This is a genomic window from Nocardioides sp. (assembly GCF_044226305.1).
Taxonomy (GTDB): Bacteria; Actinomycetota; Actinomycetes; order Propionibacteriales; family Nocardioidaceae; genus Nocardioides.
In genome coordinates this window covers 44,009-68,766 of sequence record NZ_JBGAHF010000005.1, presented here as the reverse complement: position 1 = coordinate 68,766, position 24,758 = coordinate 44,009, and the positions used below count along the sequence as shown (strand labels likewise).

Sequence of the window (24,758 nt, the reverse complement as noted above, 5' to 3'; positions counted from 1 at the left end):
GGCACCGCGATGGAGGTCTCGATCCGTCCGCTCGTCGCCCCGGGGAAGCCGGCCGGCACGGTCCGGGTCTGGGTGGCGGTGCTCGGGTACGGCGCCCTGCCGGACCTGGCCTGGACGGTCGACGGGGCCGCCGTCGCGCCGCAGCCGGTGCTGCCGCTGCGGCCCGCCTACCCGGAGGCGGGGTCCCTGCGGGTGGCGACGGGGGTGGTCGACCTCATCGGCCTGCCGGCCGACCGCACCACCCGGACCGTGCGGGTCGTCGCCAGCGCGCCAGGGGTGCCGCCCGTCGACTGCGCGCTGGCGGTGCGGTCCGTGCCGGCCGAGGTCCCGCGGGACGGCTCGTCGTTCAACGTCCTGCTGGTCTCCTGCTTCTACCGCGGCGGCGACAAGGCCGGCCGCTGCGGGGTGGTCGTGGACGGGCTGACCGGCCTCGACCGGCCGGACGTCGTGCTCACGGTCGGCGACCAGGTCTACCTGGACCAGCCGCCGCTCATCGGCAGCTTCGACGACGAGCGGCTCGCGGCGACGTTCGCGCAGAAGTACCGCGACAACTTCGTCGGCACCGACGGTTACGCCGCCGTGCTCCGCGCGGCAGCGGTCGCGGCGATCCCCGACGACCACGAGTACTGGAACAACTACCCGCACCCGGCCGTGCTCACCCTGCAGAGCCTCTGGCGCCGCGACGACCTGGCCCAGAACCCGTGGCGACGCGCGGCGCGGGCGATGTACGACGCGTTCCAGCTGGGGAGCCCGGACGGCTACTCGACGCGGTTCGACGTGCCACCGCTGTCGTTCTTCATGATGGACAACCGGACCTTCCGCGCCACCGACGGGGAGACCACGCTGCGGGCGGCCGACCTGCAGCGCTACCGGGACTGGGTCGAGGACGTGGTGGCCGACCGGCTGGTGCCGGTCCTGGTCACCGGCCCGTCGCTGCTCCAGCCGGTGAAGCACGGGTGGGACAAGGTGAAGGACCGCAACTTCGCCAACTACGGGGACTACGGCGCCGTCATGGACGGGCTGACCGGCCTGGCCCGCCGCGGGCGCGGCGTCCTGGCGCTGACCGGGGACGTGCACTACGGCCGGGTCACGGACGCGCGCATCTTCGGGACGACGCCCGAGGCCGGCACGCCCTTCGGCACGATCCGCGAGGTGATCTCGTCACCCACCGCGCTGGTGTGGGGGTCGGACCACCAGCGCGCCGACGTACCTCCCACGCACTTCGCGCCCGGCGAGCCGGCGGTGAAGCTCGACACCTCCGCCACCTGGCCGGCCCCCGCCGACATCCGCGGCGACCACGTCGCGCTGCTCAAGTTCACCCGGAACGCGGGCGGCGTCGCCCTCGAGGTCCAGTACCGGATGATCCGCGAGGTCCACGGCCCCAAGCGCGGCAGCTACGCCCTGCCCCCGGTCGTCCTCCCCGCCTGACCCGCGCCCTCGAGATCGGAGCGACATGTACGCCATCCGCGGATCCACCGCCACCTCGGAGAACGAGGCGCTCGTCGAGCGCGAGCGCACCGGCACCGGCCCCACGGCCAACGTCGAGTGGGTGGCCGGCTGCCTCGCCGACCTGCGCGCGACGGGCGAGGACGAGACCCTCGTGCTGCTCCTCGGCGGGCGCAGCGCCTACGACTTCCGGGTGCGTGTGGCCCAGTCGCACCTGCGGGGCGACATGTCACCCAGCCACTGGTCGCACACGGCCCTCGTCGACGCCGTCGGCGAGCCGGTCGGGGCCACGGTGCTGCGGGAGGTCTCGCTCGAGCCGCGGGAGGGGTTCGGGATGCCGGCGACGACCAACGCCGTGCAGTCCACGCCGCTCGACTGGTACGCCGACCCCGCGCTCGTCCCCAACATCGCCGTCCTCAGCGTGCCGGCGCCGCCCTCCGAGTGGCAGGGGCGCAGCGAGGGCGCGGGCCGGCCCGAGCAGACCTCGGTCCTCGAGCAGCTCACCCAGCAGCGGGTCGTCGTCGACCTGCCGGCGCTGCTGCTGCGGTGGCTGGCCTTCGTGTGGGGCGTGGGGCGCTCGGGCAACCCGCTCCTCGACGGCGACGGGCTGCCGTCGGCGGTGATGATCGAGACGCTGGTCAGCGCGGCCGGCTTCGACCTCACCCCGGGGCTGGACAGCCGCGCCGCGACGCCGGAGGGCTTCTGGCAGACGGCCCGCTGGTGGCACACCTACTTCGAGCTGCAGGACCGGCCGCCCGTCCGCGGCTTCTACTGGGTCCCCGACCGGCTCGACTACGCCGCTCCCCGCTCCCGCCGTACGACTCCCGACGCCGGCTGACGGCCCCGGGTCAGGGAGTGGTCTGGTCGGGCCGCGTCGAGCCCGGGCCGGCTGGGTACGGAGGCCGCAGCGCGGGCGGGGGCCCGCGCTGACGGTGAGGGGTGGGACATGTCGTCGACCGAGGTGACCGGCTGGCGCGAGCGGCCCGACGACGGGATGTCGTCGTCGATCGAGCAACGCGATGGGTTCGACGTGATCCGCCTCAGCGGCGAGCTCGACGTGTCGTCGACCGCCGGCGTGCGGGCCGCCGTCGACGCGCTCGTCATCGACGAGGCCCGCGTCCACCTGGTCGTGGACCTGACCGAGGTGATCTTCATGGACTCCAGCGGGCTGGGCACCCTCGTGCGCGCCCAGCGCCGGTGCCGCGGCCTGCGCGGCTCGTTCGCCGTCGTCTGCCCCGACGGGCCCGTCCTCCGGGTCATCACCCTCACCGGCCTGCTGCGGGTCCTCCGGGTCTTCGACACCCTCGACGCCGCCACCAGCGAGCCGCCGCCCGCGTGACGCGTGCCGGGTAGCAGCGCCACGCGGCCGTGCGGGTCTACTGTCGCCGGGTGGCCACTCGTCAGCAGCCCGTCCCGCGTCGCCGGCTCCGGACGGCGCTGGTGGCACTGACCGCGCCCGTCCTGGTGGGCACGTCCGCCGCTGCCGACGGAGCCGGGCCCGATCCGCGTCCGCGGGCGCACATCCTCAGCGCGTCGTGGGGCACCGACGACGCGGTCGGCTGCCCGACCGGCGAGACCGGCCTGGACAACATCCCGGTCACCTTCAACTGGTTCATCGATCCCACGTCGATCCAGCCCGCCGACTTCAGGATCGTGCGCAGCGACGGGACCACGACCACCCCGGTCTGCGCCCTGCAGTTCCCGCCGGACGAGCCCGACGAGGCGCAGACGGTGAACCTCATCGGCGACTTCGGTGACTCGGTCGACGGCCCGACGCCCGAGACCGTCCGCGTCGTCGGGGGCCTGCAGGGCCACGGCCCCCAGGCGACCCGGTCGCGGCCGGTCGGACACCCCCGTGCCGACGTCGAGCCACTGTCCGGTGGCCCCTACATCGTCGACGCCTGGACGATCCGGCCCGCGGTCTACGCCGGCGACGCCAACCGGTGCACGGTCGGCCGGACCTTCGTGCGCGTCATGTGGTCGAACGGGCTCACGGCGTACCCCACGGGCGAGGAGGTCGGCGAGCCGGTGGTGGCGTCCTACCGCGCCGTCTACCGCAGGACGGACGGCCGGGTCGTGCGGCTCGCGCCACTCGCCGTCGCCGACCTCTACGACCAGGAGACGACCTTCAACTCCGACAACATGCACGACCTGTGCCTGCCCCGCCGGCCCCGCGGTGCGCAGCTCGAGCGCATCACGATCGCCGCCGGGCTGATCCAGGACCCCAACGGGGACCCGAACCTCGCGCAGCGGTTCGTCCGGGTGCGCTGAGACCGCCCGGACCGCGGGGGGCCACGGCAGGAGGAGCCTCGGGGTCAGTCCCCAGCCGGGCGGACGTGCGCGGCAGGCACCCACTGGCTGGTGATGGTGACGTCGACGTTCCCGCCTCCGGTCGCGTACACGACCAGCGCCGACCACTGGCCGTCGCGGCCCCTGCGCCACCCGATCAGCACCCCGGGTGAGGCCAGGGAACCGAACTTCACCCAGACGTGCCGTGGGGACACGTGACGACGGTTCCCCGTCCCGTCGCCCGCGGCCACCGCCATCGAACCATCGTAAGGTCTGAAGTCGAACATGTGTTCGACAACGCTGACGGACGAAACTCGGGTCGTCAGAGGGTTGTTCCGGGGACAACGGCCGGCGCTGGCCACTCCCGCCGCCATGACTGACTCGGGGCGGGTCGGGCAGTATGTGCACCGGCGTGGTCGGCAGTCTCGAGGACGAAGATCCCCAGGGCGGGCCGAGCAGGAGCAACCACGTCCCGGGCCTCTAGCTCAATCGGCAGAGCAGTGGACTTTTAATCCATGGGTTGTGGGTTCGAGTCCCACGGGGCCCACGCCGGGTCGTTCGGGGCCCGGGCCCTCCGCACCGGAGCGGCTCGGGCCCGGGCTCAGGCCTCGTCGCCCTCGAAGCCGACGAGCCAGTGCAGGCCGAACCGGTCGACGACCTGACCGTCGCTCGCGCCCCAGGGGCGGCGCTGGAGGTCGTCCACGACGCGGCCGCCGTCGGACAGCCCGTCGAACCACCGGCGAAGGGTGGCCGGGTCCGCGGTGCCGAGGAGCGAGAACATCAGGCCCTCGCTGCTGAAGGCCGGCTCCCCCTCGGCGACGTCGGCGGCGAGGAGCGCCACCGGCCCGCCGGTGAGGTAGCCGTGGGCGATCGCGTCGGGCGGCCCGTCGGTGCGCTGGAACTCGGCGAAGCTGTGCAGCTGCACCGCGCAGCCGAAGACGTCCCCGTAGAACGTGAGGGCATCCCGAGCGGTGCCGGCGAAGTGGACGTAGGGCGCGAGACCGGTCATCCGGCGATGCTACGGACCGCCCCCGACGGACCGGTCTACTCCACCTCGGAACTTTGCCCGGAAGGTGATGCGCAGGGGGTCCGCGTGCGCCTAGCCTCACGGCTGTTGAACCGTCGGTGACCCGAGACGCCGGCGGTTCACTCTATTTGCGCCCGGTGCGGTGGACCAGACCAGGAGCGGAGGGAGATAACGCTGCTGGTCGGCTGCGCGTTCACTGGGTACGACGTCCCGGCAGTCGGATCCTGCCGAGCTCGCCCCGTCGCCGGAGTACGGGGCGGGCGTGGACGGACGGGGGCCGGCGGGCCCGCACGGCGTTCAGCGCCAGGTGCGGGGCTCGTCGGCCGACCCGGACGCTGCCGCTGACGCGCCGGTCGTCGCCGGCGTCGTGATCCAGTAGCGCCGCTTGCCGTTGCGGGAGTCCTCGTACACCCCGCCGGCCGCGAGGATGACCTGCTGGGAGCCGAGATTGTCCTCGTCGGCGGTGAGCAGCACCCGGTCGAGCCCGAGCGCCGCGGCCTCGGGGAGCGCGAGCAGGAGCGCCCGGGTGGCGTGGCCCTCGCGGCGGCGCGAGGGGCGGACGGCGTACCCGATGTGCCCGCCCTCCTCGAGCAGCCACGGCGTCAGGTCGTGCCGCAGGGCGAGGTAGCCGACGAACACCCGCGCGTCCGGGTCGTCGGCCGGGCCGTCGGTGATCCAGAAGTAGGTGCAGCGCACCCGGCCCTCGGGCGGCATGAAGGCCGGGTCGGCCTGGACGAGCAGGTGCTCGACGATCGCGTCGGCGCCCGCCTCGGTGGTGTCGACCTGCTCGAAGTCCCACAGCCCGGAGCCGTGCATCGTGGCCTCTCCAGCGGCGGCGAACTCGACGACGGCGTCGGCCCACGAGGCGCGGAGCCGGAGATCGGGGCGGTCCAGGAAGGTCATGCGGCATTCCAGCAAATGGAACGTGTTCTAGCATCTGGTTTTGTGGCCGGCTACGTGCGTGACGACATCTCCGAGGACGAGCACGAGCGGCAGCGTGGTCTCTACGGCCCGTTCACGCAGGCGGTGCGCGACCTGCTCGACGCGACGATCCGCACCGAGGTCGACGACGACGAGGTCCGCGCGGTCCAGGCGGAGGTCGAGGCGCTGACCGAGCGGCTCCGCGTGCGCCAGCTCGACGGCCCGTACGGCGTCCGCTTCTCGGCCTCGGGACGCGGTCGACCGTGGGGCAACCCGGTGGTCGGCGTCCGCAACGCGGCAGCGCCACCGCTGGAGGTCGAGCGCGACCCGGCCGGGCGGGCGTGGGCGAGCTTCCACCTCGGTGCGGCGTTCGAGGGGCCACCCGGGCTGGTGCACGGCGGGGTGTCGGCGATGATCCTCGACCAGCTGCTCGGCGAGGCGACCGGCGCGGGCGGCAAGCCCGGGATGACCGGGACCCTGACCCTGCGCTACCGCCGCGGCACGCCGCTGGGCGACCTGCGGGTCGAGGCCTGGATCGACCGCACCGAGGGGATCAAGACCTGGGCGCGCGGGCACCTGCTCGACGCGGAGGGGGTCACCGTCGAGGCCGAGGGGCTGTTCATCCTCCCGCGGTGGGCGCGGGAGCGGCGCGCGGAGGCCGACACCGCGCCGTCGTACTTCGAGTAGCACTGGCTGGCGGGCTGGCGGGCTGGCGAGCTGGCGGGCGTCGGTTTCCGTTCAATTGCGCGGTCCGGCCCTGCTTACCGGCCAGTAACCGGGACCTTTCCCAGCAATTGAACGGAAACGACCAGCCCCGCCGCGACCAGGTCGTCCTTCGAGTAGGACTGGCGCGAAGGAACTGGGTCTCGACACGCCGGTCGCGGCCTCGTTCCTCAGCCGCGCGGCTTGCTCGACCACCATCAGCGGGTCCGCTGACGCGTACCCGCTCAGCCGACGCGCTGCTCCGCGCGGACGCCCCGCTCGCCGGAGTCGGTGAGCCGGGCCTCCTCGGCGGCCTGCGCCTCGAGCTCGGCGCGCCGGGTGGTCTCGAGGAGCGCCCGGGCGGCGTCGTACGAGCCCGGGTCGGAGACCAGGTCGGCGGCGCCGCGGCGCAGGCGGTTGAGCGCGCTGCGCGCGAAGATCTGCTGCTCGGTCGTGGTGCGCTCGGAGCGGCCGCGGCCGATGAACGAGACCGCCCAGTGCAGCAGCGCCGTCACCCGGCTCTTGAAGCCGGTGATGTAGATCAGGTGCAGCGCCAACCACATCAGCCAGGCCAGGACGCCGGTGATCCGCAGCTTGCCGATCAGCGCGACCGCGCGGAAGCGGCTGATGATCGCCATCGAGCCCTTGTCGAAGTAGTGGAACGGGCCCTGGGAGGGCTTCGACTTCAGCCGGTTGTCGATCTCCTTGGCGGCGTACTTCGCGCCCTGGATCGCGACCTGGGCGACGCCCGGGAGGTTGTCGAGCGCGATCATGTCGCCGACGACGAAGACCTCGGGGTAGCCCGGCAGCGTCAGGTCGGGGTTGACCGCGATCCGGCCGGCCCGGTCCAGCGGGGCGCCGGTCTGCTGCGAGAGCGTCTGCCCGATCGGGCTGGCCTGGACACCGGCCGCCCAGATCTTGGTGACGCTGTCGATGCGCTCGACGCGGCCGTCCTTGAACTTCATCTCGATGCCGCGCTCGTCGACGTCGGTCACCATCGCGCCGAGGACCACCTCGACGCCGAGCTTCTCGAGCTCGGCCTTGGCCTTCTCGCCGAGCTTCTGGCCGAACGGCGGCAGCACCTGCGGCGCCGCGTCGACCAGCATCACGCGGGCGTGGCGGGAGTTGATCGCGCGGAAGTCGCGCTTGAGGGTGCGGTGTGCGAGCTCGGCGATCTGGCCGGCCATCTCGACCCCGGTCGGGCCGGCGCCGACGACCACGAAGGTCAGCAGGTGGTCGACGTTCTCGCCGCGGGTCGCGCCGAGCTCGGCCATCTCGAACGCGCCGAAGATGCGGCCGCGCAGCTCGAGGGCGTCGTCGATGCTCTTCATGCCGGGCGCGTACTCGGCGAAGTGGTCGTTGCCGAAGTAGGACTGGCCGGCGCCGGCGGCGACGATGAGGGAGTCGTACGGCGTCACCGTCTCGCGGCCGAGGACCTGCGAGGTGACGGTGCGTGCCTCGAGGTCGATGCCGGTGACCTCGCCGAGCAGGACCTGGGCGTTCTCCTGGCCACTGAGGATCTCGCGGGTCGGGGGTGCGATCTCGCCCTGGGACAGGATGCCGGTCGCCACCTGGTAGAGCAGCGGCTGGAAGAGGTGGTGGGTCGTCTTGGCGATCATCGTGACGTCCACGTCGGAGCGCCGCAGGGCCTTGGTGCCGAACAGGCCTCCGAAGCCGGAACCGATCACCACGACCTGGTGACGGGACGACGTACGAGCTGGCTGCGTGGCTGCCATGCCGGGCCTTTCAGAACTGGGGGTGGAACTCGGGACTGACGGGGTGTGTTGCCGGGTACCAGGTGAACACCGGACGAGTACCCCATTCTTCCGCCGCGACCCCGCACGGACGCAATCGTGAGGGTCACCTCGGTCACAGTCGGGGCGCCGGCCTGGCTCCCCGAACGGAGAGCTCGACCGCCCCGGCGCAAGACCCGGCTGGACCACCGCGGACACGCTCCCAACCCGAGGTTTCGCGCCGATTTCGCCCGGGTACACGAGCCGTCGATGGCGTGGCCGTTCGCCATCGGTCACGACCGCCGTCAACCGGAGACTCTTTGTGCCACTGAACAGGCCAGCCCTGTCCTTGGGCTCGGGTCCTCGCGGGGTGCAGGATGCACGCCGCTGGGTGGTCGACACCTGTCACGACATCGGTCGGCCCGACCTGGTCGAGTGCGCCGAGCTGGGCGTCTCCGAGCTGGTGACCAACGCGCTCCTGCACGGCTCCCCGCCGCTCACGGTGCGGGTCCGCGGCACCCGGGAGCACCCCCGCGTCGAGGTCCGCGACGGCTCGACGGAGCTGCCGGTCATGCCCGAGGACGCGACCCACGACGAGGACGACCTGCTGCTCACCTTCGGTCGGGGTCTGAGCATCGTCGCCCGCTGCTCGGCGGCCTGGGGGGTCGCGGTCGAGGACGACGGCAAGGTGGTCTGGTTCGTGCCCGCGGCGCACAGCGGCGAGCACATGGTCCCCGGGGTCGTCACCGGCGAACCGCCGCCGCCCCCCTCCGAGCCGGCGCCGGACGAGATGCACGTCGAGCTCCTCGAGGTGCCGCTGCGCTCCTACGTCGAGTTCCAGCGGCACTACCGCGAGCTGCGCCGCGAGGTGCGGCTGCTCGCCCTCGCCCACGAGGTGGAGTACCCCCTGGCGCGCGACCTCGCCGCCCTCTTCGGCGACCTCGACCACCACCTGCGCGAGGGCCTCGGCGCCGACCAGATCGAGCGGGCCCTGCACTCCGGCGCGGCGAGCGCCGACCTGCTGGTCGCGATGCCGCGGCCGACCGCCGCGACCATCCGGCGGTTCATCGAGATGCTCGACCTCGCCGACGCCTTCTGCCGCGAGGAGCGGCTGCTGTCCCTGGCCCGGACGCCCGAGCAGCAGCGGTTCCAGCGGTGGTTCCTCGGCGAGTTCGTGCGGCAGCAGGCCGGCGAGGCGCCGCTGCCGTGGCAGGATGCGGCCGTGTCCCGGTCGCAGAGCAGCGTCTCGTGACGACACCGGCGAGGTGACGCCGGCGCTCGCGCCGCGGCTGGTCCTCGCGGTCGCGGCCGGCGGTGCCGTGGGGGCCCTGGCGCGGTGGGCCCTGACCGAGGCGTGGCCGGCCGAGGCCGACGGCTTCCCCTGGGCGACCTTCGCGATCAACGTGGTCGGGTCGTTCCTGCTGGCGCTGCTGCCCGCCCTCGCGGTCGCCCGCCGGCACCGGGTGGTCGCGGTCGCGCTGGGGCCGGGCGTGCTGGGCGGCTTCACCACCCTCTCGGCGTACTCCGAGCAGGCACGGGCGCTCCTCGACGCCGGCCGCACCGGGGTGGCGCTCGTCTACCTCCTCGGCACCCTCGCGGCCTGCCTGGTCGCCGTCGCCGTCGCCGACCACTGGTCGACAGCCGTGGAGCGCTCCGCCTTCTCCGCCGAGGGCGGCGACGAGTGAGCACCCCGTGACCGCCCTCCTGGTCGTCCTGGGCGCCGCCGTCGGCGCGCCGCTGCGGTACGTCGTCGCCAGCTCGTTCGACGGCCGGGTCACGGACAGGTTCCCCGTCGGCACCCTCGCGGTGAACGTCGTCGGCTCGTTCCTGCTCGGCCTGTTCTCGGCCCTCGCGCTCTCCGACCACGCGGCCGCGCTGCTCGGCACCGGCTTCTGCGGCGGGTTCACGACCTACTCCGCCTTCGCGGTCCAGACCCACGACCTCGGGCCGCGGACCGGTGCGGCGTACGCCGTCAGCACGATCGTGCTGGCGCTCGGGGCGTGCGCGCTGGGCTTCTGGGTGGCGTAGGGGGTCCTCGCCGGCCGACAGCTACGGACGAGATGGCGGTTCGACGGCCTGCGGAACGACCAGAACGTCCGTAGCCATCCCGCCAGCCCAGCCCAGCCCGACCCGGAGGCGGGCGACGACGACCCCGGTGCCGGAGCAGCTAGGCGTAGCCGAGGTCGTGCAGCCGGTCGTCGTCGATCCCGAAGTGGTGGGCGATCTCGTGGACGACGGTGATCCGGACCTCCTCCTCCAGCTCCTCGACCGAGTCGCACATGTCGAGCAGGTTGTTGCGGAACACGAAGATCCGGTCGGGCAGCTCCATCATCGGGTCGCCCCAGCGCTCGGTGAGCGCGATGCCGTCGTAGAGGCCGAGCAGGTCGGGATCGTCCTCGGGTGCCTCGTCCTCGATCAGGACGACCACGTTGCGCACCAGCCGGGCGAGCTCGTCGGGGATGCCGTCGAGCGCGCGCTCGACCATGGCGTCGAACGCCACGGGGTCCATCTCGACGGGCACGGACCCATTGTGCCGAGTCCCGGGTAGCGGTTCAGCGCCCGGCGACGAAGTCGCGCACCTGCTCGCCGAGCGGGTCCACCAGGTCGTAGCCGTGGCCGACCGGGGCCGGCACGAACACGCTGCCCGCGGGTGCGTGCGCGGCGATCGAGCGGGCGCCGCGGACCTCCTCGGGCCCCTCGTCGTGCGCCATCGCGACGAGCACCGGCACCCGCAGTGCGCGGCCGCCGCGCACCGCCTCCAGGCCCGGCCACTCGACCGGACCCGAGAGGTCGACGGCCGCGTCCACGCCGTCCAGGCGGGCCGCCGACATCAGGGCGACCGAGCCGCCCATCGACGCGCCGACGAGCACGACCCGCCGGGCGTGCAGCTGCTCACGTGCGTGCCGCACGGCCACGGCGACCGCGTCCGTCTCGGTCCGGTCCGGACGACAGGCGGCGTCGCCGTACTGGCACAGGTCGACCGCCAGCGCGGTGATCCCGGCCCCGGCGACCAGCCGGGTCGCGGGGTCCAGCCACCCGCACAGCCCGTTGCCGTCGGTCTGGTGCAGCAGCACGGCGACCGTGCGGCCCGAGCCGAGGGTGACCGACGGGATCCGCCCGACCGCCGGGTCGCGCAGCACGGCGTACCGGAGCCGGGTGTCGGACAGGTCGGGGGGCTGCGGGCCGCACCGGCCGAGCGGCCCGTCGAGCGTCTGCCACGGCTCCTCGGTCGGCGAGGGCGGGACCGACGGCGAGCTGCTCGCCGTGGACGACCCCGTGGACGGCGCGGCCGCGTCGGGTTCGTCGCTCCCGGTGCCGCAGGCGGCCAGGAGGAGGAGCAGGAGCAGCGTGACGGCGGGTCTCATGCGCCGACGATAGTACGAACTCGTATTATCTGCCCATGGTGATTCCCTCGGACCGGCAGGTCGGCGCCCGCGACGGCAACGTGGTGCTCGACCTGTTCGTGCTCCAGCAGCGGATCGGGGAGCTCATGGAGCTGGCGCTGGCCGGCACCGGCGTGCGCCCGGCCGAGTACGCCGTCTACAGCCAGCTCGGCATCGCCGCGATGACTCCGCGTGAGCTCGGCGCCCGGCTCGGCGTCACGCCCTCGACCCTGACCGGGCACCTGGCCGCGCTGGAGCGGCGGGGGCACGCGCGCCGCACGCCGAACCCCGACGACGGGCGGTCCGCACGCCTGGAGCTGACCGCGGAGGGACGGACGACGCTGGCCGCAGGCCGGCTCGGGTTCCGGCGGATGCTGCGTGCCCTCGAGGTCGAGCTGCCGCTGCCCAACGCGGAGGTCCGCGCCGTGCTGCAGGAGGTGGACGCCGCCGCCGCGCGGACCGTCGCCGCCCTGGCCTGACCGGCCCGCCGGAGGCCCCCGGACATGCGAGACGCCCCCGGACCAGTGGTCCGGGGGCGTCTGCTGGCGACCCCGACGGGACTCGAACCCGCGGCCTCCGCCGTGACAGGGCGGCGCGCTAACCAACTGCGCTACGGGGCCAGGATGCTCTCCTTGCGGAAGCGGTGGAACTCTAACCCACACCCGTCGCGGAGTCCCAATCGGCACCGGGCGGGCCGGGCCGGGGGTCCTCCTTTGGTACGACGCCGGGGTCGGTCCGGCTGTCGTACCTTGACCGCATGGACCGAGTGTGGCGGTTCGCGACCGCGTGGGGCCTCGACGTCCTCATCGTCGTGGCCGCCCTGGAGAGCGGGATCGGCGCGGCGCTGCGCACGGACGCCGACCGCCCCGACGGTGCCCTGCTCTCGCTCGAGGTCCTGCTCATCACCGGCCTGGTGCTCGTCCTGCTGGCGCGCCGCCGGTTCCCGTTCCTCGCGCCGGCCGTCCTCTGGATCGGCTGCGCCGCCGCGAGCCTGGTCGACGGCCAGCTCATCTCCAGCCAGGCAGGGATCTTCGTCGCCGGCCTCTTCGCCGCCGTGCTGCTCGGCCGGCTCCGGAGCCCCGTCCAGTCCCGGGCGGGCCTCCTCATCGTCGTGGCCTGCTCGGTGACCGTGGTCTACGACGTCCCGAACCACGACCCGGCCGACCTCTTCTTCACCCCGCTCATCTTCGTCGTCGGCTGGGTCGTCGGCTTCGCCCTCCGGGAGCGCGACCAGCAGGCCGAGGCCGCCGAGGAGCGGGCGCTGCGGGCCGAGCGGGAGCGCGAGTCGGCCGCCCGCCTGGCCGTGGCCGAGGAGCGGGCCCGGATGGCCCGCGAGCTGCACGACGTCGTCGCCCACGCGGTCAGCGTGATGGTCCTCCAGGTCGGTGCGGTCCGGCACCGGCTGCCGGCCGGCTCCGAGGAGGTCGAGGCGCTGCAGAACGTCGAGCGGGCCGGCCGGTCGGCCCTCGCCGAGATGCGCCGGCTGCTCGGTGCCCTGCGCGAGGGGGACGACGCGCTCGAGCTCACCCCGCACCCCGGCCTCGAGGACCTCGAGACCCTGGCCGGCGACGTCCGGGCGGCGGGGCTCGACGTGCGCCTCCACACCGGCGGCGAGCCGGTCCCCCTGCCGCGGTCGCTCGACCTGTCGGCGTACCGGATCGTGCAGGAGGGGCTCACCAACGCCCTCAAGCACTCCGGCGCCCGGCGCGCCGACGTCACCGTCGACTACGCGCCCGACGAGCTCCGGCTCGAGGTCCGCGACGACGGTCCGGGCGGCGTCCGGCGGGTCGCCGGGTCGGGGCACGGGCTGATCGGCATCGGGGAGCGGGTGAAGACCTACGGCGGGGACATGTCGACGTTCGTCGCCACCTCGGGCGGGTTCGTGCTCCGGGCGACCATCCCGCTCGACGGGGAGCACCGATGACGATCCGGGTGCTGGTCGTCGACGACCAGGCGATGGTGCGGGCCGGCTTCCGGCTGCTGCTCGCCGACGAGCCGGACATCGAGGTCGTCGCCGAGGCCGGCAACGGCCTCGAGGCGGTCGCCGAGGCCGCCCGCTGCCACCCCGACGTGGTCCTGATGGACATCCGGATGCCCGAGCTCGACGGGCTCGAGGCGACCCGGCGCATCCTCGCGGCCGACCCCGCGAGCCGGGTCCTGATCCTGACCACGTTCGACCTCGACGAGTACGTCTACCGCGCGCTCCGGGCCGGGGCCAGCGGCTTCGTCCTCAAGGACGAGCCGCCCGAGCAGCTCATCGCCGCGGTGCGCACCATCGCCGGCGGTGACGCGCTGCTCTCCCCGGCGGTCACCCGCCGGGTGATCCAGCAGTTCACCCGCGTCCACCAGGCGCCGCCGAAGGCGGTCGAGACGCTGACCGACCGGGAGATGGACGTCTTCCGGCTGATCACGAAGGGCTACTCCAACGCCGAGATCGGCCGCGAGCTGTTCATCAGCGACACCACGGTGAAGACCCACGTCACCCGGCTGCTCCAGAAGCTGGACCTGCGCGACCGCGCCCAGGCGATCGTGCTGGCCTACCAGACCGGCCTCTTCGAGTCCTGACCTCCGACCTTCGGAGGACCCGGACGGCACCCAAGGTGCCGCTCGACGAGCGACCTCGCGACGACGCGGCGACCCCCTCGCCGTCCCTAGCGTCGACGCCATGATCACCATCGACTCCCTGACCAAGAAGTACGGCGGCACCACCGTCGTCCACGACATCAGCTTCACCGCCCGACCCGGGCGGGTGACCGGCTTCCTCGGCCCCAACGGCGCCGGGAAGTCCACGTCCATGCGGATGATGGTCGGCCTCACCACACCCACGGAGGGGACCGCGACCATCGCCGGCCGGCAGTTCGCCGACCTGCCCAACCCCGGGCGCGAGGTCGGCGTGATGCTCGACGCCTCCGCCCAGCACGCCGGGCGCACCGGTCGCGAGATCCTGACCATCGCCCAGCGGACCATGGGCATCCCGGCCACCCGGGTCGCCGAGCTGCTGGACCTCGTCAGCCTGACGCCGACCGAGGCGGACCGGCGGGTGGGCAGCTACTCGCTCGGCATGCGCCAGCGCCTCGGCATCGCGGCCGCCCTCGTCGGCGACCCGTCGGTGCTGATCCTGGACGAGCCGGCCAACGGACTCGACCCGGCCGGCATCCGGTGGATGCGCGACCTGCTCCGCGACTACGCCGACCACGGCGGCACCGTGCTGCTGTCGTCGCACCTGCTCGCCGAGGTCGAGATCGTCGCCGACGACATCGTGATGATCGGCCAGGGCCGGATCGTCTGCCAGGGCTCCAAGGCCGAGCTGCTCCAGGCCGCGGGCACCGTGGTCCGGTCGGCGGACCCGGCCGGGCTCCGCCGGGCGCTGGCGGCGGCCGGCATCGCGACGACCACCTCGGACGACGGCTCGCTGCGCACCGAGGCGGACCCCGCCGAGGTCGGGCGCGCCGCGCACGAGGGCGGGGTGGCGCTCACCGAGCTCCGCACCGCCGACAGCGGCGGGCTCGAGGAGATGTTCCTCGCGCTCACCGCCGACACCCAACGAGACTCCCAGCCCGAGAGGACAGCGGCATGAGCGCCACGACCACCACACCCAGCACCACCCCCGGCCGGACCCCCGCCGCGCGGGTCCGCACCGGCCGGCGTACCGACCTGCCGCCGATCGCGCCGATCCCGCTCGGGCGGGTGGTCCGGGTCGAGCTCCGCAAGATGTTCGACACCCGGTCCGGCTTCTGGCTGATCGCCAGCATCGGCATCACCGGCCTGGTCGCGACGATCGCGACCATCGCGTTCGCGCCGGACGACCAGCTCACCTACTACACCTTCGCCAAGGCGATCGGCTTCCCGATCACGGTCATCCTGCCGATGGTCGCGCTGCTGTCGATCACCAGCGAGTGGAGCCAGCGCAGCGGGCTGACCACGTTCACCTACGTCGCCAGCCGGCGGCGGGTGGTCGGGGCCAAGACGCTGTCGTCGGTCACCGTGGCGATCGCCTCGATGCTGTTCGCGTTCGCCGTCGGCGTCGTCGGGAACGTCGTCGGCAGCCGGGTCGCCGACGTGCCGACGGTCTGGGACCTCTCGCTGGGGCACGCCCTGACGATCGTGCTGGGCAACCTGATCTCGCTGTCGATCGGCACGGTGATCGGGATGGTGCTGCGCAGCTCGGCCGGCGGACTGGTCGTCTACTTCGTGCTGGTCCTGCTCGTCCCCAACCTGTCGTCGCTGCTGGCCGCCAGCCAGGGCTGGTACCACGACCTCCAGCCCTGGGTGGACCTGCCGTACGCGCAGAGCTACCTCTTCGAGGGCATGGAGACCGGCGCCCAGTGGGCGCACGTCGCCACCGCCGTGACGCTCTGGCTGGTGCTGCCCGGCATCTACGGACTGCGCCGGGTCATGCGGTCCGAGGTGAAGTAACCCGCCCTCCCCGCGACCCCGTCGCCCGGTCCCTCGCGAAGGGACGAGCGGCGGGGTCGTCGTTCCGACCGGCCCGGGTCGTCCTGCCTCAGCCCGCCGGGCCTCAGGACTCTGGCGGCCCGCAGTCGCCCGGAGCACGATGGGATCGCCACGGCTGAGGGACCGTCTGCGGTCCTCGGTGGAGGGCGCTGCGGTTCCCGGCCGACGAACGATCCTGAGGACCAGGACGAGAAGGAGGGAACGATCCATGAGTCTGATCAAGCGCGAGCCACGCACCGCGTGGCCCCTGGAGACCATGTGGAGCCAGGACGTGGTCGACACGGCCTTCCGCGACATCTTCCGCAACTTCTTCGGTGTCGAGGGGCTCCTCGACCGGGTCGCCGACGTGGCGGGCCCGGTGATGCGGCTGGAGGAGTTCATCGACGGCGACAGCTGCGTGATCCGCGCGGAGCTGCCCGGCCTCGACCCCGAGAAGGACGTCGAGATCACGGTCGCCGACGGCATGCTGCACCTGAGCGCCGAACGGGAGGAGCGGACCGAGGACGAGCGCCCGGACGGCTACCACAGCGAGTTCCGGTACGGCCGGCTGGTCCGCCACGTCCGGCTGCCCGAGGGCACGACCGAGGCCGACGTGACCGCGTCGTACAAGGACGGGATCCTCGAGGTGCGGACCCCCGCGCCCGGGAAGGCCGTCCCGGTCGAGCCGAGGAAGATCCCGGTCGCCCGCGGCTGAGCCCGCCCGCGACCGACCAGCTGTCCCGGGAGCCTCGGCCGTGGCCGACCGGTCACGGCCGAGGCGCTGCCCCCACCTCGGGACCGGCGTGGGTGGCTGGCTGGCACCCCCAACGGGATTCGAACCCGTGCTACCGCCGTGAAAGGGCGGGGTCCCTGGTGGCCCGCCGCTAGACGATGGGGGCCGCCCCCACCCGCGAGGATCGAGCACCCCCAACGGGATTCGAACCCGTGCTACCGCCGTGAAAGGGCGGGGTCCTGGGCCGCTAGACGATGGGGGCCGGACTGCAGGGAGAAGCATAGGGTCCCCGCGCGGGGCGCTCCAAAGCCGCTGCCACGGACGGCGGCACCGTTTTCGTCGGCCCCGGCGGGCTCCTGTAGGGTGTCCGTCGCTCGGGCAGGTAGCTCAGTTGGTACGAGCGTCCGCCTGAAAAGTGGAAGGTCGGCGGTTCGACCCCGCCCCTGCCCACGAGCCGCGACGCCCCCGCCGGGAGACCGACGGGGGCGTCGTGCATCGGCGTCCGGGCGATCAGGCCTCGGCGACCCGCATTCCCCACGGGCCCCCCAGCCACGACACCTCGTACCGGTGACCGACGGGGAGGGTCGCCTCGAGCGTGGTCGTGGTGGACACCTCGGCCGACACCTTCAGGCTCGCGTCCAGGCCGATGGCGTCGACCTTGAGCCCGATCGTGAAGTCGGCTCCTGCCTCGAGGGCGAACGACTTCGCGATCTCCGCCGGCTTCGACCCGCCGGCGCGGTTGTCCACGACGAGGGAGCTCAGGGCACGCGCCTCGAGCGGTACGTCGAGCCGCCGGAACCGGATCGGGAGCGGGCCGCTCACGTCGCCGATCTCGGTGTGGATCCAGTTGTCGTCCGCGTTGCCGGGCGTCGCACGACGCTCCCAGCGGATCGGGAGGCTGACGCTGGCGACGAGCACCTCGCCGGGGCTGCACGTGAGCTTCAACGACTCCGAGATGGTGACCTTCGCGCTGGCGCCGACACCGCTGCCCCCGACCTTCAACGAGACCTCGCCGCCGCTCGCGTGCGAGACCTCCTGGCTCGCGACCAGCTCGAGCCCGGGCACGTCGGCCGCCGAGGCGGTCAGCGCCGGGACGTCGGTGCCGACGACACCGGAGTCGAGGACGTCGTACCGGTCGGCGCTCTTGCCGAACCAGTCCCGGAGGTCCCGCAGCCTCGGCGCGGCGGCCGCGAAGTCGTCGCGGCGCAGGGCCTCGACGAGATCGGGCCCGATCTCGGGCCCGTGACCCTCGTCCGGCCCCAGGGCCAGGAGGTCGGCCAGGAGGCGCTCCCCTCCGTAGGCTGCGGGCTCCTCGAGCGGATCGATCTGCTCGACCTCGGCGGTGACCTGGTGATCTGTCATGTCGCGGACCCTTCGCTCGACAGCCACCACCAGCCTGGGGGCAGGCGGGGACTCCGTCAACGGAGCCGGCCGGATCAGGCGACCGGGACCCGCTGTGAGCCCCACCACGACGCCCCGTGGCGGAGGGCCCGGCCTCCGCCCGAGGATTTGCGGACGCGTCCGCGGCTGTGATTAGGGTGGCCGCGCGCGGGACGTGGACAACGTTGTCCGCAAGCGCATTGTCCGGCCGATCCAGGCGCTGCTCGGGTGGCACGACCACGGGTCGTGAGCACAGCCCTCGGGTGGCGCAGTCGGACCCCTCTTCCTCGCAGTCCCGCGCAGGAGCACCGACAGAGCCCCGCGGGGTGGTGGGCTTTGAGGTGATCCTCGGTGCCTACTCGCCGGCCTCGATGGCGGCGATGTGTCCAGTATCGCTGTCGGGGTAGAGCAGCGCCATGGATCCCTCGGATAGGTAGCGGCGGTCACCGGCTTGCCATTCGTCGTGCATGTCTGCCAGCACGGCTCCGACGAGCCTGATGACGGCGGCGGGGTTGGGGAAGATCCCGACCACGCGGGCGCGGCGCTTGATCTCCTTGTTGACCCGTTCGAGCGGGTTGGTGGACCAGATCTTCTGCCAGTGCGCCCGCGGGAACGCGGTGAACGCGAGTACCTCGGCCTTGGCGTCGTCCATCAGCGGCCCGATCTTGGGGAACGACTTGGCGAGCTGGTCGCGGACCTCGTCCCACGCGGTGCTGACGGCCTCGGCGTCGGGCTGGGCGAAGACCGTGCGGAACACCGCCGCGACCATGTCGGTGTGGGACTTGGGCACGTGCGCGAGCAGGTTGCGGGCGAAGTGGACCCGGCACCGCTGGTGTCCGGCGCCCTGGAAGGACCGCTTGAGTGCCTTGACCAGCCCGGAGTGCTGGTCTGAGATCACTAGCCGCACGCCGTGCAGGCCGCGCTGCTTGAGCGCGACCAGGAAGCCGCGCCAGAAGGTCTCGTCCTCGCTGTCGCCGACGTCGAGTCCGAGGACCTCGCGGGAGCCGTCGGCAGCGATCCCGGTGGCCACGACCACGGCCATGGACACCACTTGGCCGGTGGCATTGCGGACGTTGAGGTAGGTCGCGTCGAGGTAGACGTAAGGGAACTCGGTGTGCTCCAGGGACCGGGTGCGGAACGCGCCCACCTGTTCGTCGAGGCCGGCGCAGATCCGGGACACCTCGGACTTGCTGATCCCGGCGTCGACGCCCATGGCTTCGACCAGCTCGTCCACGGCGCGGGTCGAGACACCGTGGACGTAGGCCTCCATCACCACCGCGTACAGCGCCTGGTCGATGCGGCGCCGCGGTTCCAGGATGACCGGGAAGAACGACCCCTTGCGGAGCTTGGGGATCCGTAGCTCGACATCACCGGCCTTGGTCGACAGCATCCGAGGCCGGTGTCCGTTGCGGTCGGTGACCCGATCCGGGGTGCGTTCGTACGGTGCTGCGCCGATCCTCTCGGTCGCTTCGGCTTCGATCAGCTCCTGCAGCGCGACGCGGACCGATTCACGGATCAGATCCACGCCGTCACCGGCACGGAACGCCTCGAGCAACTCAGACAGGGCAGACTGGGGCAAGGCCATCGGTGGATCTCCTTCAGTGTGTTGCTTGGTCGTTTCACACCGAAGATCCCGCCGGTGGCCGCCTACGTCAGCACGCCTCGCCGGTGAACCTCAAACCCCACCACTCCCTGGGACGCCTACGGAGCACCACTCCGGACCGCACGGTCCGCTCCTGCCGAACCTGGTCGCAACACCGCGCCCGGGCACCCGACACCGAGTGAGGTCTTCGCCGCATGCGAGTGCGACATCTCTTCCGCACCACCCCGAGCACCACCCCTGACCACCACCACCGCCGCTCGTCGGCGCCGACCCGGGCCGCCGCCGTCACCGTCGCGGTCGCCTCCGCCGTCGCGATCGCTGCGGCACCCGCCACGGCCGCCGACGGGACCGCTCCCCGGAAGGCCGTCGAGGTCACCGTCCGCGTGGCCGACAACCCCGCGCAGACCGTCGTCAGCGACGCGGCCCGCCCCGTCGGCGTGCTCGCCGACGCCGGCGTCGAGCGGACCAAGTTCGACCGCATCCTGCTGATGCGCGACGGCCGCGTGATCCACGCCGAGGGCAACAAGGACCTGCACGCCGACGACACCGTCAAGCTCGTTCGGATCGGCCGCGACGTGACGTTCAAGCGCACGCCGATCAAGCAGGGCACCGTCGTGCACAAGACCACGAAGCTCAAGCCGGGCCAGCGCAAGGTCGTCGCCCCGGGCCGCCCCGGCGTCCGCCAGGCCAAGATCGTGCGCTGGACCCGCAACGGCGAGCACGTGGACACCGACCGCTCGCACCGGGTCCTCCGGGCGCCGGCGCCGCGCCGCGTGCTGCTCGGCGTCAAGGCGGCCCCCGGCGGGAACCTCAACTGGGCCGCGCTCGCGCGCTGCGAGTCCGGCGGCAACCCGCACGCCGTGAACCCGGCCGGCTACTACGGCCTCTACCAGTTCAGCATCGGCACCTGGCGCAGCGTCGGTGGGCACGGCATGCCGAACCAGGCCTCGCCCGCGGAGCAGACGCACCGCGCGCAGATCCTCTACTCGCGCAGCGGCCGGTCGCCGTGGCCCTACTGCGGCCGCTTCCTGTGAGGTAGTTCCTGGTGGTCGCATCCCTGCGCGGTCCGTTTCCGCGCAATTGAACGATCAGGGACCGTCTACGCGCGGGTAACACGTACTTTTCCCAGCAATTGAACGGAAACGGACGCTGACCCGGCGCCGCCCGACCCCGCGCCGCCCCGCTCGTACGACGAACGCCCGACCCGTCAGGGTCGGGCGTTCGCCGTCGCGGGCCGAGGTGGACTCCGCCGGGTCGTGTGCCTGAGGACGCGCCATGACGCGTGGTGAGGCACACGACCCGCTCAGGCGGAGCCCGTCAGTGCAGCACCACCGGTCGCGCCGGGGTGAGCAGCCGCTCGCGCGGCGTCGTCCGGGTGCCGGCCGCGCTCGGCGCCGGCGGCGAGACCGGTGCGCACTGCACGTCCGAGTGGCCGTTGCCGGGCTTCCGGTCCGGCAGGGCGCCGGTCTTGAGGTAGCGCGCGATCCGGTTGTCGGTGCAGCCGACGCCCGAGAGCGACCCGGCGTGCGTCGTCCCGTCGACGCCCTCGATGAGCACCGACCTGGTGAACCGCTTGCGGACCTCGAGGGCGCCGGCCCACGGGGTCGCGGCGTCGTCGGTCTCCTCGATCAGCAGGATCGGCGGGACCTTGGCGCCGTTGACCTTGACCGGCGTGCCCGACCGAGCCGGCCAGGTGCGGCACGGCGCGTTGTACCAGGCGTTGTTCCAGGTCAGGAACGGGTGCTCGGCGTAGAGCGCGTCGTTGTCCTGCTGCCAGGTACTCCAGTCCTCCGGCCACGGGGCGTCGGCGCACTGCACCGCCAGGTAGTTGGCGTAGGTGTTGTCCGAGCCGGGGCCGGTCGGGTCGCCGTACCACTCCTTGGCCGGGCCGAGGTCACCGTCGGCGGCGGCCACGAGGACGTGCGCGAGGTCGTCCCAGCCGTAGACGTAGTACGCCGCGCTGACGAAGACGTCGTTCCAGTCCGCCGCACCGAAGTGCGCCTGCGGGTGGTCGCTCAGGTCCTGCAGCGTGTCGTAGTAGATCTGCCGGACGGCGTCACCGTCGGTCCCGAGGCCGTAGGTGTCGTCGTGCGCGGCGATCCAGTCGAAGTAGGTGTCGATGTTGGTGTCGAACTGCTTGTCCTGCTCGAGGTTGGCGGCGTACCAGACGTCCTTCGGGTTCACGACGCCGTCGAAGACGAAGCGGCGCACCCGGTCGGGGTGCTGGGTCGCGTAGACCTGGCCGAGGTAGGTGCCGTAGGAGAAGCCGTAGTAGTTGATCTTCTGCTGGTGCAGCGCCTTGCGGATGCTCTCCATGTCCTGCACCCAGGTGCGGGTGTCGGTGTGCTTGAGGAGCTTGAGGTTCGCCTCCTTGCAGGCGACCGAGTAGCCGACGGCCTTGTCCTGCCAGTAGTCCTCGAGCTGCGGCGTCGTCGGCACGTAGGACGGCCGGCCCGCCGCGAAGAAGTCCTCGTCACAGCTCAGCGACGGCTGGCTGCTGCCGACGCCACGCGGGTCGAAGCCGATCCAGTCGTACGGCGCCCCGCCACCGTTCGGGACGTAGGCACCGAGCCGCGCCAGACCGAGCCCGGAGCCGCCCGGCCCGCCGGGGTTGACCAGCATGACGCCCTGGGACCTCACGCTCGGGTCGTGCTTGATGCGCGACACGGCCAGCTTGATCTTGGTGCCGCCGGGCTTGGCGTAGTCGAGCGGCACCGTGACCATGCCGCACTTCGCGCCGGCCGACTGCAGCGACGACGAGGCGCAGGTGCCCCAGTGGATGGGCGGCGGCGTGTAGCCGCGGTGCGCGGGGGCGGGCGCGGTGCGCGCCGGAGCGGCGGTCGCACCGCCGGCGGTCGCGACCGCGGCCAGCCCCGCGGAGAGCAGGGCCGCTGACGCGACCGCGCTGACGAGCTTCCTCATCGAGGATCCTCCCGAGATGTGAGTGGACGTGGCCCGGAACGGGCCCCGGGACAACCAACCATCTCCGGCGGCCGGAGGGAAGCACCTCAGCGCGGGCGGATCTCGACCAGCGTGACCGACTGGCCGGGGTAGGTCCCGGTGAAACCGCTCCGGCCGACGGCGACCTTGCCGAGCGCGACGATGCCCGCACCGGCGTACTGGTAGGCCTGGGCGGCTCGGGCGTGCGGGAAGTGCTCGAGCGACAGCCGGCTGGTCAACGCCGTCGTGGACTTGTTGACGACGACGACCGTCAACGGTCCGGCGCCCCCGCGCCGGGCTGCGAACACCGAGACCCGGCCGGCGTCGGCGCTGGTGGCTCTCACCCCGCGGTTGCCGAACCCGTGGTGCAGCCCGTCGTAGTTGCGGAAGATGCCGAAGGCCGCCTCCGGGATCCCGGAACGCTCCTCGGGCCAGAAGGTGGCCAGGTCGAGCCCCTCGCGGCCGAAGATGCCGAGCGTGTCGGCCTGGATCACGTTCTGCAGCCGGACGTCGTCGGTGACGCCCAGGCTCATGTTGTACTCGGTCAGCGACGTCTTGGTGCCGGGGTAGCTGCCGTCGACCCAGGCCTGCATCCGCGGCAGCAGCCGGATCCGCTCACCGATCCACGACGGGTCGCGGTAGGTCGGGTCCCACAGCGAACGGGTCACGTCGGTGGTCGGCGAGTAGCCGCCCTGCGGGTAGTAGTGCAGGTCGAAGTAGTCGAGGAGCCGGACGCCGGTCTGCTGCTCGCGGCGCGCGAACTGCTGGAGGTACCAGGAGGAGATGTCGGTGCCACCGTGGGCGGCCCGGTCCGGGGACGAGGGCGAGCAGCCGCCGGCTGCGAGGTCGGCGGCCGAGCAGAAGTAGTTCGGCCAGCCCCACTCGGAGGGCCCGAGGACACCGGCCGTGGGGTCAGCCGCCTTCACCGCGGACGCGATCGCCCTGGACGTCGACCACAGCTCGTCGTAGTCGACCGGGTCGGGGTGGAAGTCGCGGTGCGTGCTGTTCCAGAGCCCCGGCTCGTTGCCGATCTCGTAGAGGCCCACCCCGCCGGCGGCCGCCGACCCGTAGCGCGACACCAGGTCGGCGACCCAGTCACCGTCCCAGGCAGCGCCCGCCGGCGTACCGGCGCGGGTCGGGTCGACCGCGGGAGAGGTGATCCAGTGGCCGTTGCGCTCCCCGTTGCCACACACCGGGTGGTAAGGGTCGTGGTCGTCCTGCGGGTCGAAGACGGCGGCGGGGTAGCTGCACAGCTGGTCCTGGTCGTACGCGACGGACTTCGCGACCCAACCGGCCGCGGGCAGCGTCGCCAGGGTCGTGGCACCCGTCCGGGCGTCCGTCTCGACGAGGTCGTCGAACGCGCTGTAGTCGCGGCCCGTCTCGCAGTAGCCGAAGTCCACGGTCCAGCAGTCCGGGAAGTTCTCGAAGTACCAGTTGGCACCCTGGTTCGCTCCGCGGACCTTCCAGTTGTAGGTCTCGGTGGCGTCGCCTCCCCAGCGGTCGACCGGGAGGCCGACGGAGGTCGCGAACGCCTCGTCGGCGAAGTTCACGCCGTAGATGTCCGGCGAGATCGAGTGCCGGCCGGCTTTGACGTCGACGGTCAGGACCGGACCACCGGAGACCCGGGCGGGGTCGGCGGGCACCGCCCCGTGCGCAGGACCGGCCAGCAGCACGCCGGACACGAGGCCGGCGACGGCCGCAACGCAGACGCTCTTCCTCATCCCAGGGTCCTCGCACAGGTGGTGCGAGCACTCTAGGTGATCGCGGCACGGTCAGCCGGCTGTTCCGAGCCGGACGTCGTCCACGCGCACCCCGTCCCAGCCGTCGGCCGACGAGCACAGCGGACCGCCGAGGTTGGAGCACACCTCGTCGGAGGCGAACCGGAACCACCTGGACCGGCCCGTCGGGCGAGAGGCAGTCGACCTCCTACGCCGACCAGCCGGGTGCGTCCGGACGTCACGCCTGGCCGGCCGGGGCGTCGGTGGTGCCCGCGCCGTGACCGGGACCCGACCGAAGCCCGAGCACCGCCACGTTCGGATATGTCGCGCTTGAGCGCGACGCTCGCGACCGGCGCAGCCGGCAGACCGGCGAGGCGGGCGAACGCCGGCCCGCGCTGCGTCGTCCCGTGCATCCCGGACGCGAAGGCGCCGACGTCGGTCCCGACCAG

The 24,758-nt window shown here is 72.8% G+C and carries 25 protein-coding genes and 5 tRNA genes; 17 read left to right on the top strand and 13 right to left on the bottom strand.

Annotation, left to right across the window (positions count from 1 at the left end; translation table 11 throughout):
• The first annotated feature begins 9 nt into the window (after window positions 1-9).
• From ACILQ5_RS06995 to ACILQ5_RS06980, 4 genes are all read left to right on the top strand, one after another.
• On the top strand, window positions 10-1,428 hold the full coding sequence (locus ACILQ5_RS06995; RefSeq protein ID WP_395657257.1) for a hypothetical protein: 1,419 nt from the start codon (window positions 10-12) through the stop codon (window positions 1,426-1,428).
• A gap of 25 nt (window positions 1,429-1,453) precedes the next feature.
• On the top strand, window positions 1,454-2,284 hold the full coding sequence (locus ACILQ5_RS06990) for a hypothetical protein (RefSeq protein WP_395657256.1): 831 nt from the start codon (window positions 1,454-1,456) through the stop codon (window positions 2,282-2,284).
• Between the two features lie 108 nt (window positions 2,285-2,392).
• Window positions 2,393-2,785 carry an STAS domain-containing protein gene (locus ACILQ5_RS06985; protein ID WP_395657255.1) on the top strand — a complete coding sequence of 131 codons (393 nt, stop codon included), beginning with the start codon at window positions 2,393-2,395 and terminating at the stop codon, window positions 2,783-2,785.
• 50 nt (window positions 2,786-2,835) lie between these two features.
• Complete coding sequence (locus tag ACILQ5_RS06980; RefSeq protein ID WP_395657254.1) at window positions 2,836-3,717, top strand: hypothetical protein; 882 nt, start codon at window positions 2,836-2,838, stop codon at window positions 3,715-3,717.
• 44 nt (window positions 3,718-3,761) lie between these two features.
• Here ACILQ5_RS06980 and ACILQ5_RS06975 read toward each other — a convergent pair whose 3' ends face one another.
• On the bottom strand, window positions 3,762-3,950 hold the full coding sequence (locus ACILQ5_RS06975; RefSeq protein ID WP_395657253.1) for a hypothetical protein: 189 nt from the start codon (window positions 3,948-3,950) through the stop codon (window positions 3,762-3,764).
• Window positions 3,951-4,209: 259 nt separating this feature from the next.
• Here ACILQ5_RS06975 and ACILQ5_RS06970 point away from each other — a divergent pair.
• Window positions 4,210-4,282: transfer RNA gene (locus tag ACILQ5_RS06970), tRNA-Lys, on the top strand.
• A 54-nt stretch (window positions 4,283-4,336) separates the two neighbouring features.
• On the opposite strand, the gene ACILQ5_RS06965 is transcribed toward ACILQ5_RS06970, so the two are convergent.
• Window positions 4,337-4,744 (bottom strand): VOC family protein, encoded by a 408-nt coding sequence (locus ACILQ5_RS06965; RefSeq protein WP_395657252.1) that lies wholly within the window; start codon window positions 4,742-4,744, stop codon window positions 4,337-4,339.
• A 315-nt stretch (window positions 4,745-5,059) separates the two neighbouring features.
• Window positions 5,060-5,665 carry a GNAT family N-acetyltransferase gene (locus ACILQ5_RS06960; protein ID WP_395657251.1) on the bottom strand — a complete coding sequence of 202 codons (606 nt, stop codon included), beginning with the start codon at window positions 5,663-5,665 and terminating at the stop codon, window positions 5,060-5,062.
• A gap of 42 nt (window positions 5,666-5,707) precedes the next feature.
• On the opposite strand from ACILQ5_RS06960, the gene ACILQ5_RS06955 reads away from it, so the two are divergent.
• On the top strand, window positions 5,708-6,370 hold the full coding sequence (locus ACILQ5_RS06955) for a PaaI family thioesterase (protein ID WP_395657250.1): 663 nt from the start codon (window positions 5,708-5,710) through the stop codon (window positions 6,368-6,370).
• A gap of 260 nt (window positions 6,371-6,630) precedes the next feature.
• Here ACILQ5_RS06955 and ACILQ5_RS06950 read toward each other — a convergent pair whose 3' ends face one another.
• Window positions 6,631-8,121: an NAD(P)/FAD-dependent oxidoreductase gene (locus ACILQ5_RS06950; protein WP_395657249.1), complete on the bottom strand. Its 1,491-nt coding sequence runs from the start codon at window positions 8,119-8,121 to the stop codon at window positions 6,631-6,633.
• 388 nt (window positions 8,122-8,509) lie between these two features.
• Between ACILQ5_RS06950 and ACILQ5_RS06945 the strand changes: the two genes are divergently transcribed.
• From ACILQ5_RS06945 to ACILQ5_RS06935, 3 genes are read left to right on the top strand one after another with little or no spacing between them, the layout of a single operon-like run.
• Window positions 8,510-9,370, top strand: a complete 861-nt coding sequence (locus ACILQ5_RS06945) for an ATP-binding protein (protein ID WP_395657248.1) — start codon at window positions 8,510-8,512, stop codon at window positions 9,368-9,370.
• 13 nt (window positions 9,371-9,383) lie between these two features.
• On the top strand, window positions 9,384-9,803 hold the full coding sequence (locus tag ACILQ5_RS06940) for a fluoride efflux transporter FluC (RefSeq protein WP_395657247.1): 420 nt from the start codon (window positions 9,384-9,386) through the stop codon (window positions 9,801-9,803).
• Window positions 9,804-9,810: 7 nt separating this feature from the next.
• On the top strand, window positions 9,811-10,146 hold the full coding sequence (locus tag ACILQ5_RS06935) for a fluoride efflux transporter FluC (RefSeq protein ID WP_395657246.1): 336 nt from the start codon (window positions 9,811-9,813) through the stop codon (window positions 10,144-10,146).
• A gap of 139 nt (window positions 10,147-10,285) precedes the next feature.
• Here ACILQ5_RS06935 and ACILQ5_RS06930 read toward each other — a convergent pair whose 3' ends face one another.
• Together ACILQ5_RS06930 and ACILQ5_RS06925 are read right to left on the bottom strand one after the other, a co-directional pair.
• Entirely contained in the window at window positions 10,286-10,639 is a 354-nt protein-coding gene (locus ACILQ5_RS06930) for a metallopeptidase family protein (protein ID WP_395657245.1), read from the bottom strand.
• Between the two features lie 31 nt (window positions 10,640-10,670).
• Window positions 10,671-11,483 carry an alpha/beta hydrolase family protein gene (locus ACILQ5_RS06925; RefSeq protein WP_395657244.1) on the bottom strand — a complete coding sequence of 271 codons (813 nt, stop codon included), beginning with the start codon at window positions 11,481-11,483 and terminating at the stop codon, window positions 10,671-10,673.
• A 35-nt stretch (window positions 11,484-11,518) separates the two neighbouring features.
• On the opposite strand from ACILQ5_RS06925, the gene ACILQ5_RS06920 reads away from it, so the two are divergent.
• Window positions 11,519-11,980, top strand: coding sequence for a MarR family winged helix-turn-helix transcriptional regulator (locus ACILQ5_RS06920; RefSeq protein ID WP_395657243.1), 462 nt, complete (start codon window positions 11,519-11,521; stop codon window positions 11,978-11,980).
• A 64-nt stretch (window positions 11,981-12,044) separates the two neighbouring features.
• Here the strand turns inward: ACILQ5_RS06920 and ACILQ5_RS06915 are convergent.
• Window positions 12,045-12,121 (bottom strand) — tRNA-Asp (locus ACILQ5_RS06915).
• A 137-nt stretch (window positions 12,122-12,258) separates the two neighbouring features.
• Here ACILQ5_RS06915 and ACILQ5_RS06910 point away from each other — a divergent pair.
• From ACILQ5_RS06910 to ACILQ5_RS06890, 5 genes are all read left to right on the top strand, one after another.
• Entirely contained in the window at window positions 12,259-13,425 is a 1,167-nt protein-coding gene (locus ACILQ5_RS06910) for a sensor histidine kinase (RefSeq protein WP_395657242.1), read from the top strand.
• Entirely contained in the window at window positions 13,422-14,066 is a 645-nt protein-coding gene (locus ACILQ5_RS06905; protein WP_395657241.1) for a response regulator, read from the top strand. The genes ACILQ5_RS06910 and ACILQ5_RS06905 overlap by 4 nt, the downstream gene beginning before the upstream one ends.
• 100 nt (window positions 14,067-14,166) lie before the next feature.
• On the top strand, window positions 14,167-15,078 hold the full coding sequence (locus ACILQ5_RS06900) for an ABC transporter ATP-binding protein (protein ID WP_395657240.1): 912 nt from the start codon (window positions 14,167-14,169) through the stop codon (window positions 15,076-15,078).
• Window positions 15,075-15,917 carry an ABC transporter permease subunit gene (locus ACILQ5_RS06895; RefSeq protein ID WP_395657239.1) on the top strand — a complete coding sequence of 281 codons (843 nt, stop codon included), beginning with the start codon at window positions 15,075-15,077 and terminating at the stop codon, window positions 15,915-15,917. The genes ACILQ5_RS06900 and ACILQ5_RS06895 overlap by 4 nt, the downstream gene beginning before the upstream one ends.
• 247 nt (window positions 15,918-16,164) lie before the next feature.
• The gene (locus tag ACILQ5_RS06890; protein WP_395657238.1) at window positions 16,165-16,650 is read left to right on the top strand and encodes an Hsp20/alpha crystallin family protein; all 486 of its coding nucleotides are present in this window, start codon (window positions 16,165-16,167) and stop codon (window positions 16,648-16,650) included.
• Window positions 16,651-16,751: 101 nt separating this feature from the next.
• Here ACILQ5_RS06890 and ACILQ5_RS06885 read toward each other — a convergent pair.
• Window positions 16,752-16,834, bottom strand: a tRNA-Glu gene (locus ACILQ5_RS06885).
• Between the two features lie 23 nt (window positions 16,835-16,857).
• Window positions 16,858-16,930 (bottom strand) — tRNA-Glu (locus ACILQ5_RS06880).
• 114 nt (window positions 16,931-17,044) lie between these two features.
• Here ACILQ5_RS06880 and ACILQ5_RS06875 point away from each other — a divergent pair.
• Window positions 17,045-17,118 (top strand) — tRNA-Phe (locus ACILQ5_RS06875).
• A gap of 60 nt (window positions 17,119-17,178) precedes the next feature.
• Here ACILQ5_RS06875 and ACILQ5_RS06870 read toward each other — a convergent pair.
• Entirely contained in the window at window positions 17,179-18,030 is an 852-nt protein-coding gene (locus ACILQ5_RS06870; RefSeq protein ID WP_395657237.1) for a hypothetical protein, read from the bottom strand.
• A gap of 373 nt (window positions 18,031-18,403) precedes the next feature.
• A complete protein-coding gene (locus ACILQ5_RS06865) occupies window positions 18,404-19,633 on the bottom strand; it encodes an IS256 family transposase (RefSeq protein WP_395657236.1) in 1,230 nt (409 codons plus the stop codon).
• Window positions 19,634-19,845: 212 nt separating this feature from the next.
• On the opposite strand from ACILQ5_RS06865, the gene ACILQ5_RS06860 reads away from it, so the two are divergent.
• The gene (locus tag ACILQ5_RS06860) at window positions 19,846-20,685 is read left to right on the top strand and encodes a transglycosylase family protein (RefSeq protein ID WP_395657235.1); all 840 of its coding nucleotides are present in this window, start codon (window positions 19,846-19,848) and stop codon (window positions 20,683-20,685) included.
• Between the two features lie 283 nt (window positions 20,686-20,968).
• Here ACILQ5_RS06860 and ACILQ5_RS06855 read toward each other — a convergent pair whose 3' ends face one another.
• Together ACILQ5_RS06855 and ACILQ5_RS06850 are read right to left on the bottom strand one after the other, a co-directional pair.
• Window positions 20,969-22,573 carry an alpha/beta hydrolase gene (locus tag ACILQ5_RS06855; protein ID WP_395657234.1) on the bottom strand — a complete coding sequence of 535 codons (1,605 nt, stop codon included), beginning with the start codon at window positions 22,571-22,573 and terminating at the stop codon, window positions 20,969-20,971.
• 86 nt (window positions 22,574-22,659) lie between these two features.
• Window positions 22,660-24,312 carry a glycoside hydrolase family 44 protein gene (locus ACILQ5_RS06850; RefSeq protein WP_395657233.1) on the bottom strand — a complete coding sequence of 551 codons (1,653 nt, stop codon included), beginning with the start codon at window positions 24,310-24,312 and terminating at the stop codon, window positions 22,660-22,662.
• Between the last annotated feature and the right edge of the window lie 446 nt (window positions 24,313-24,758).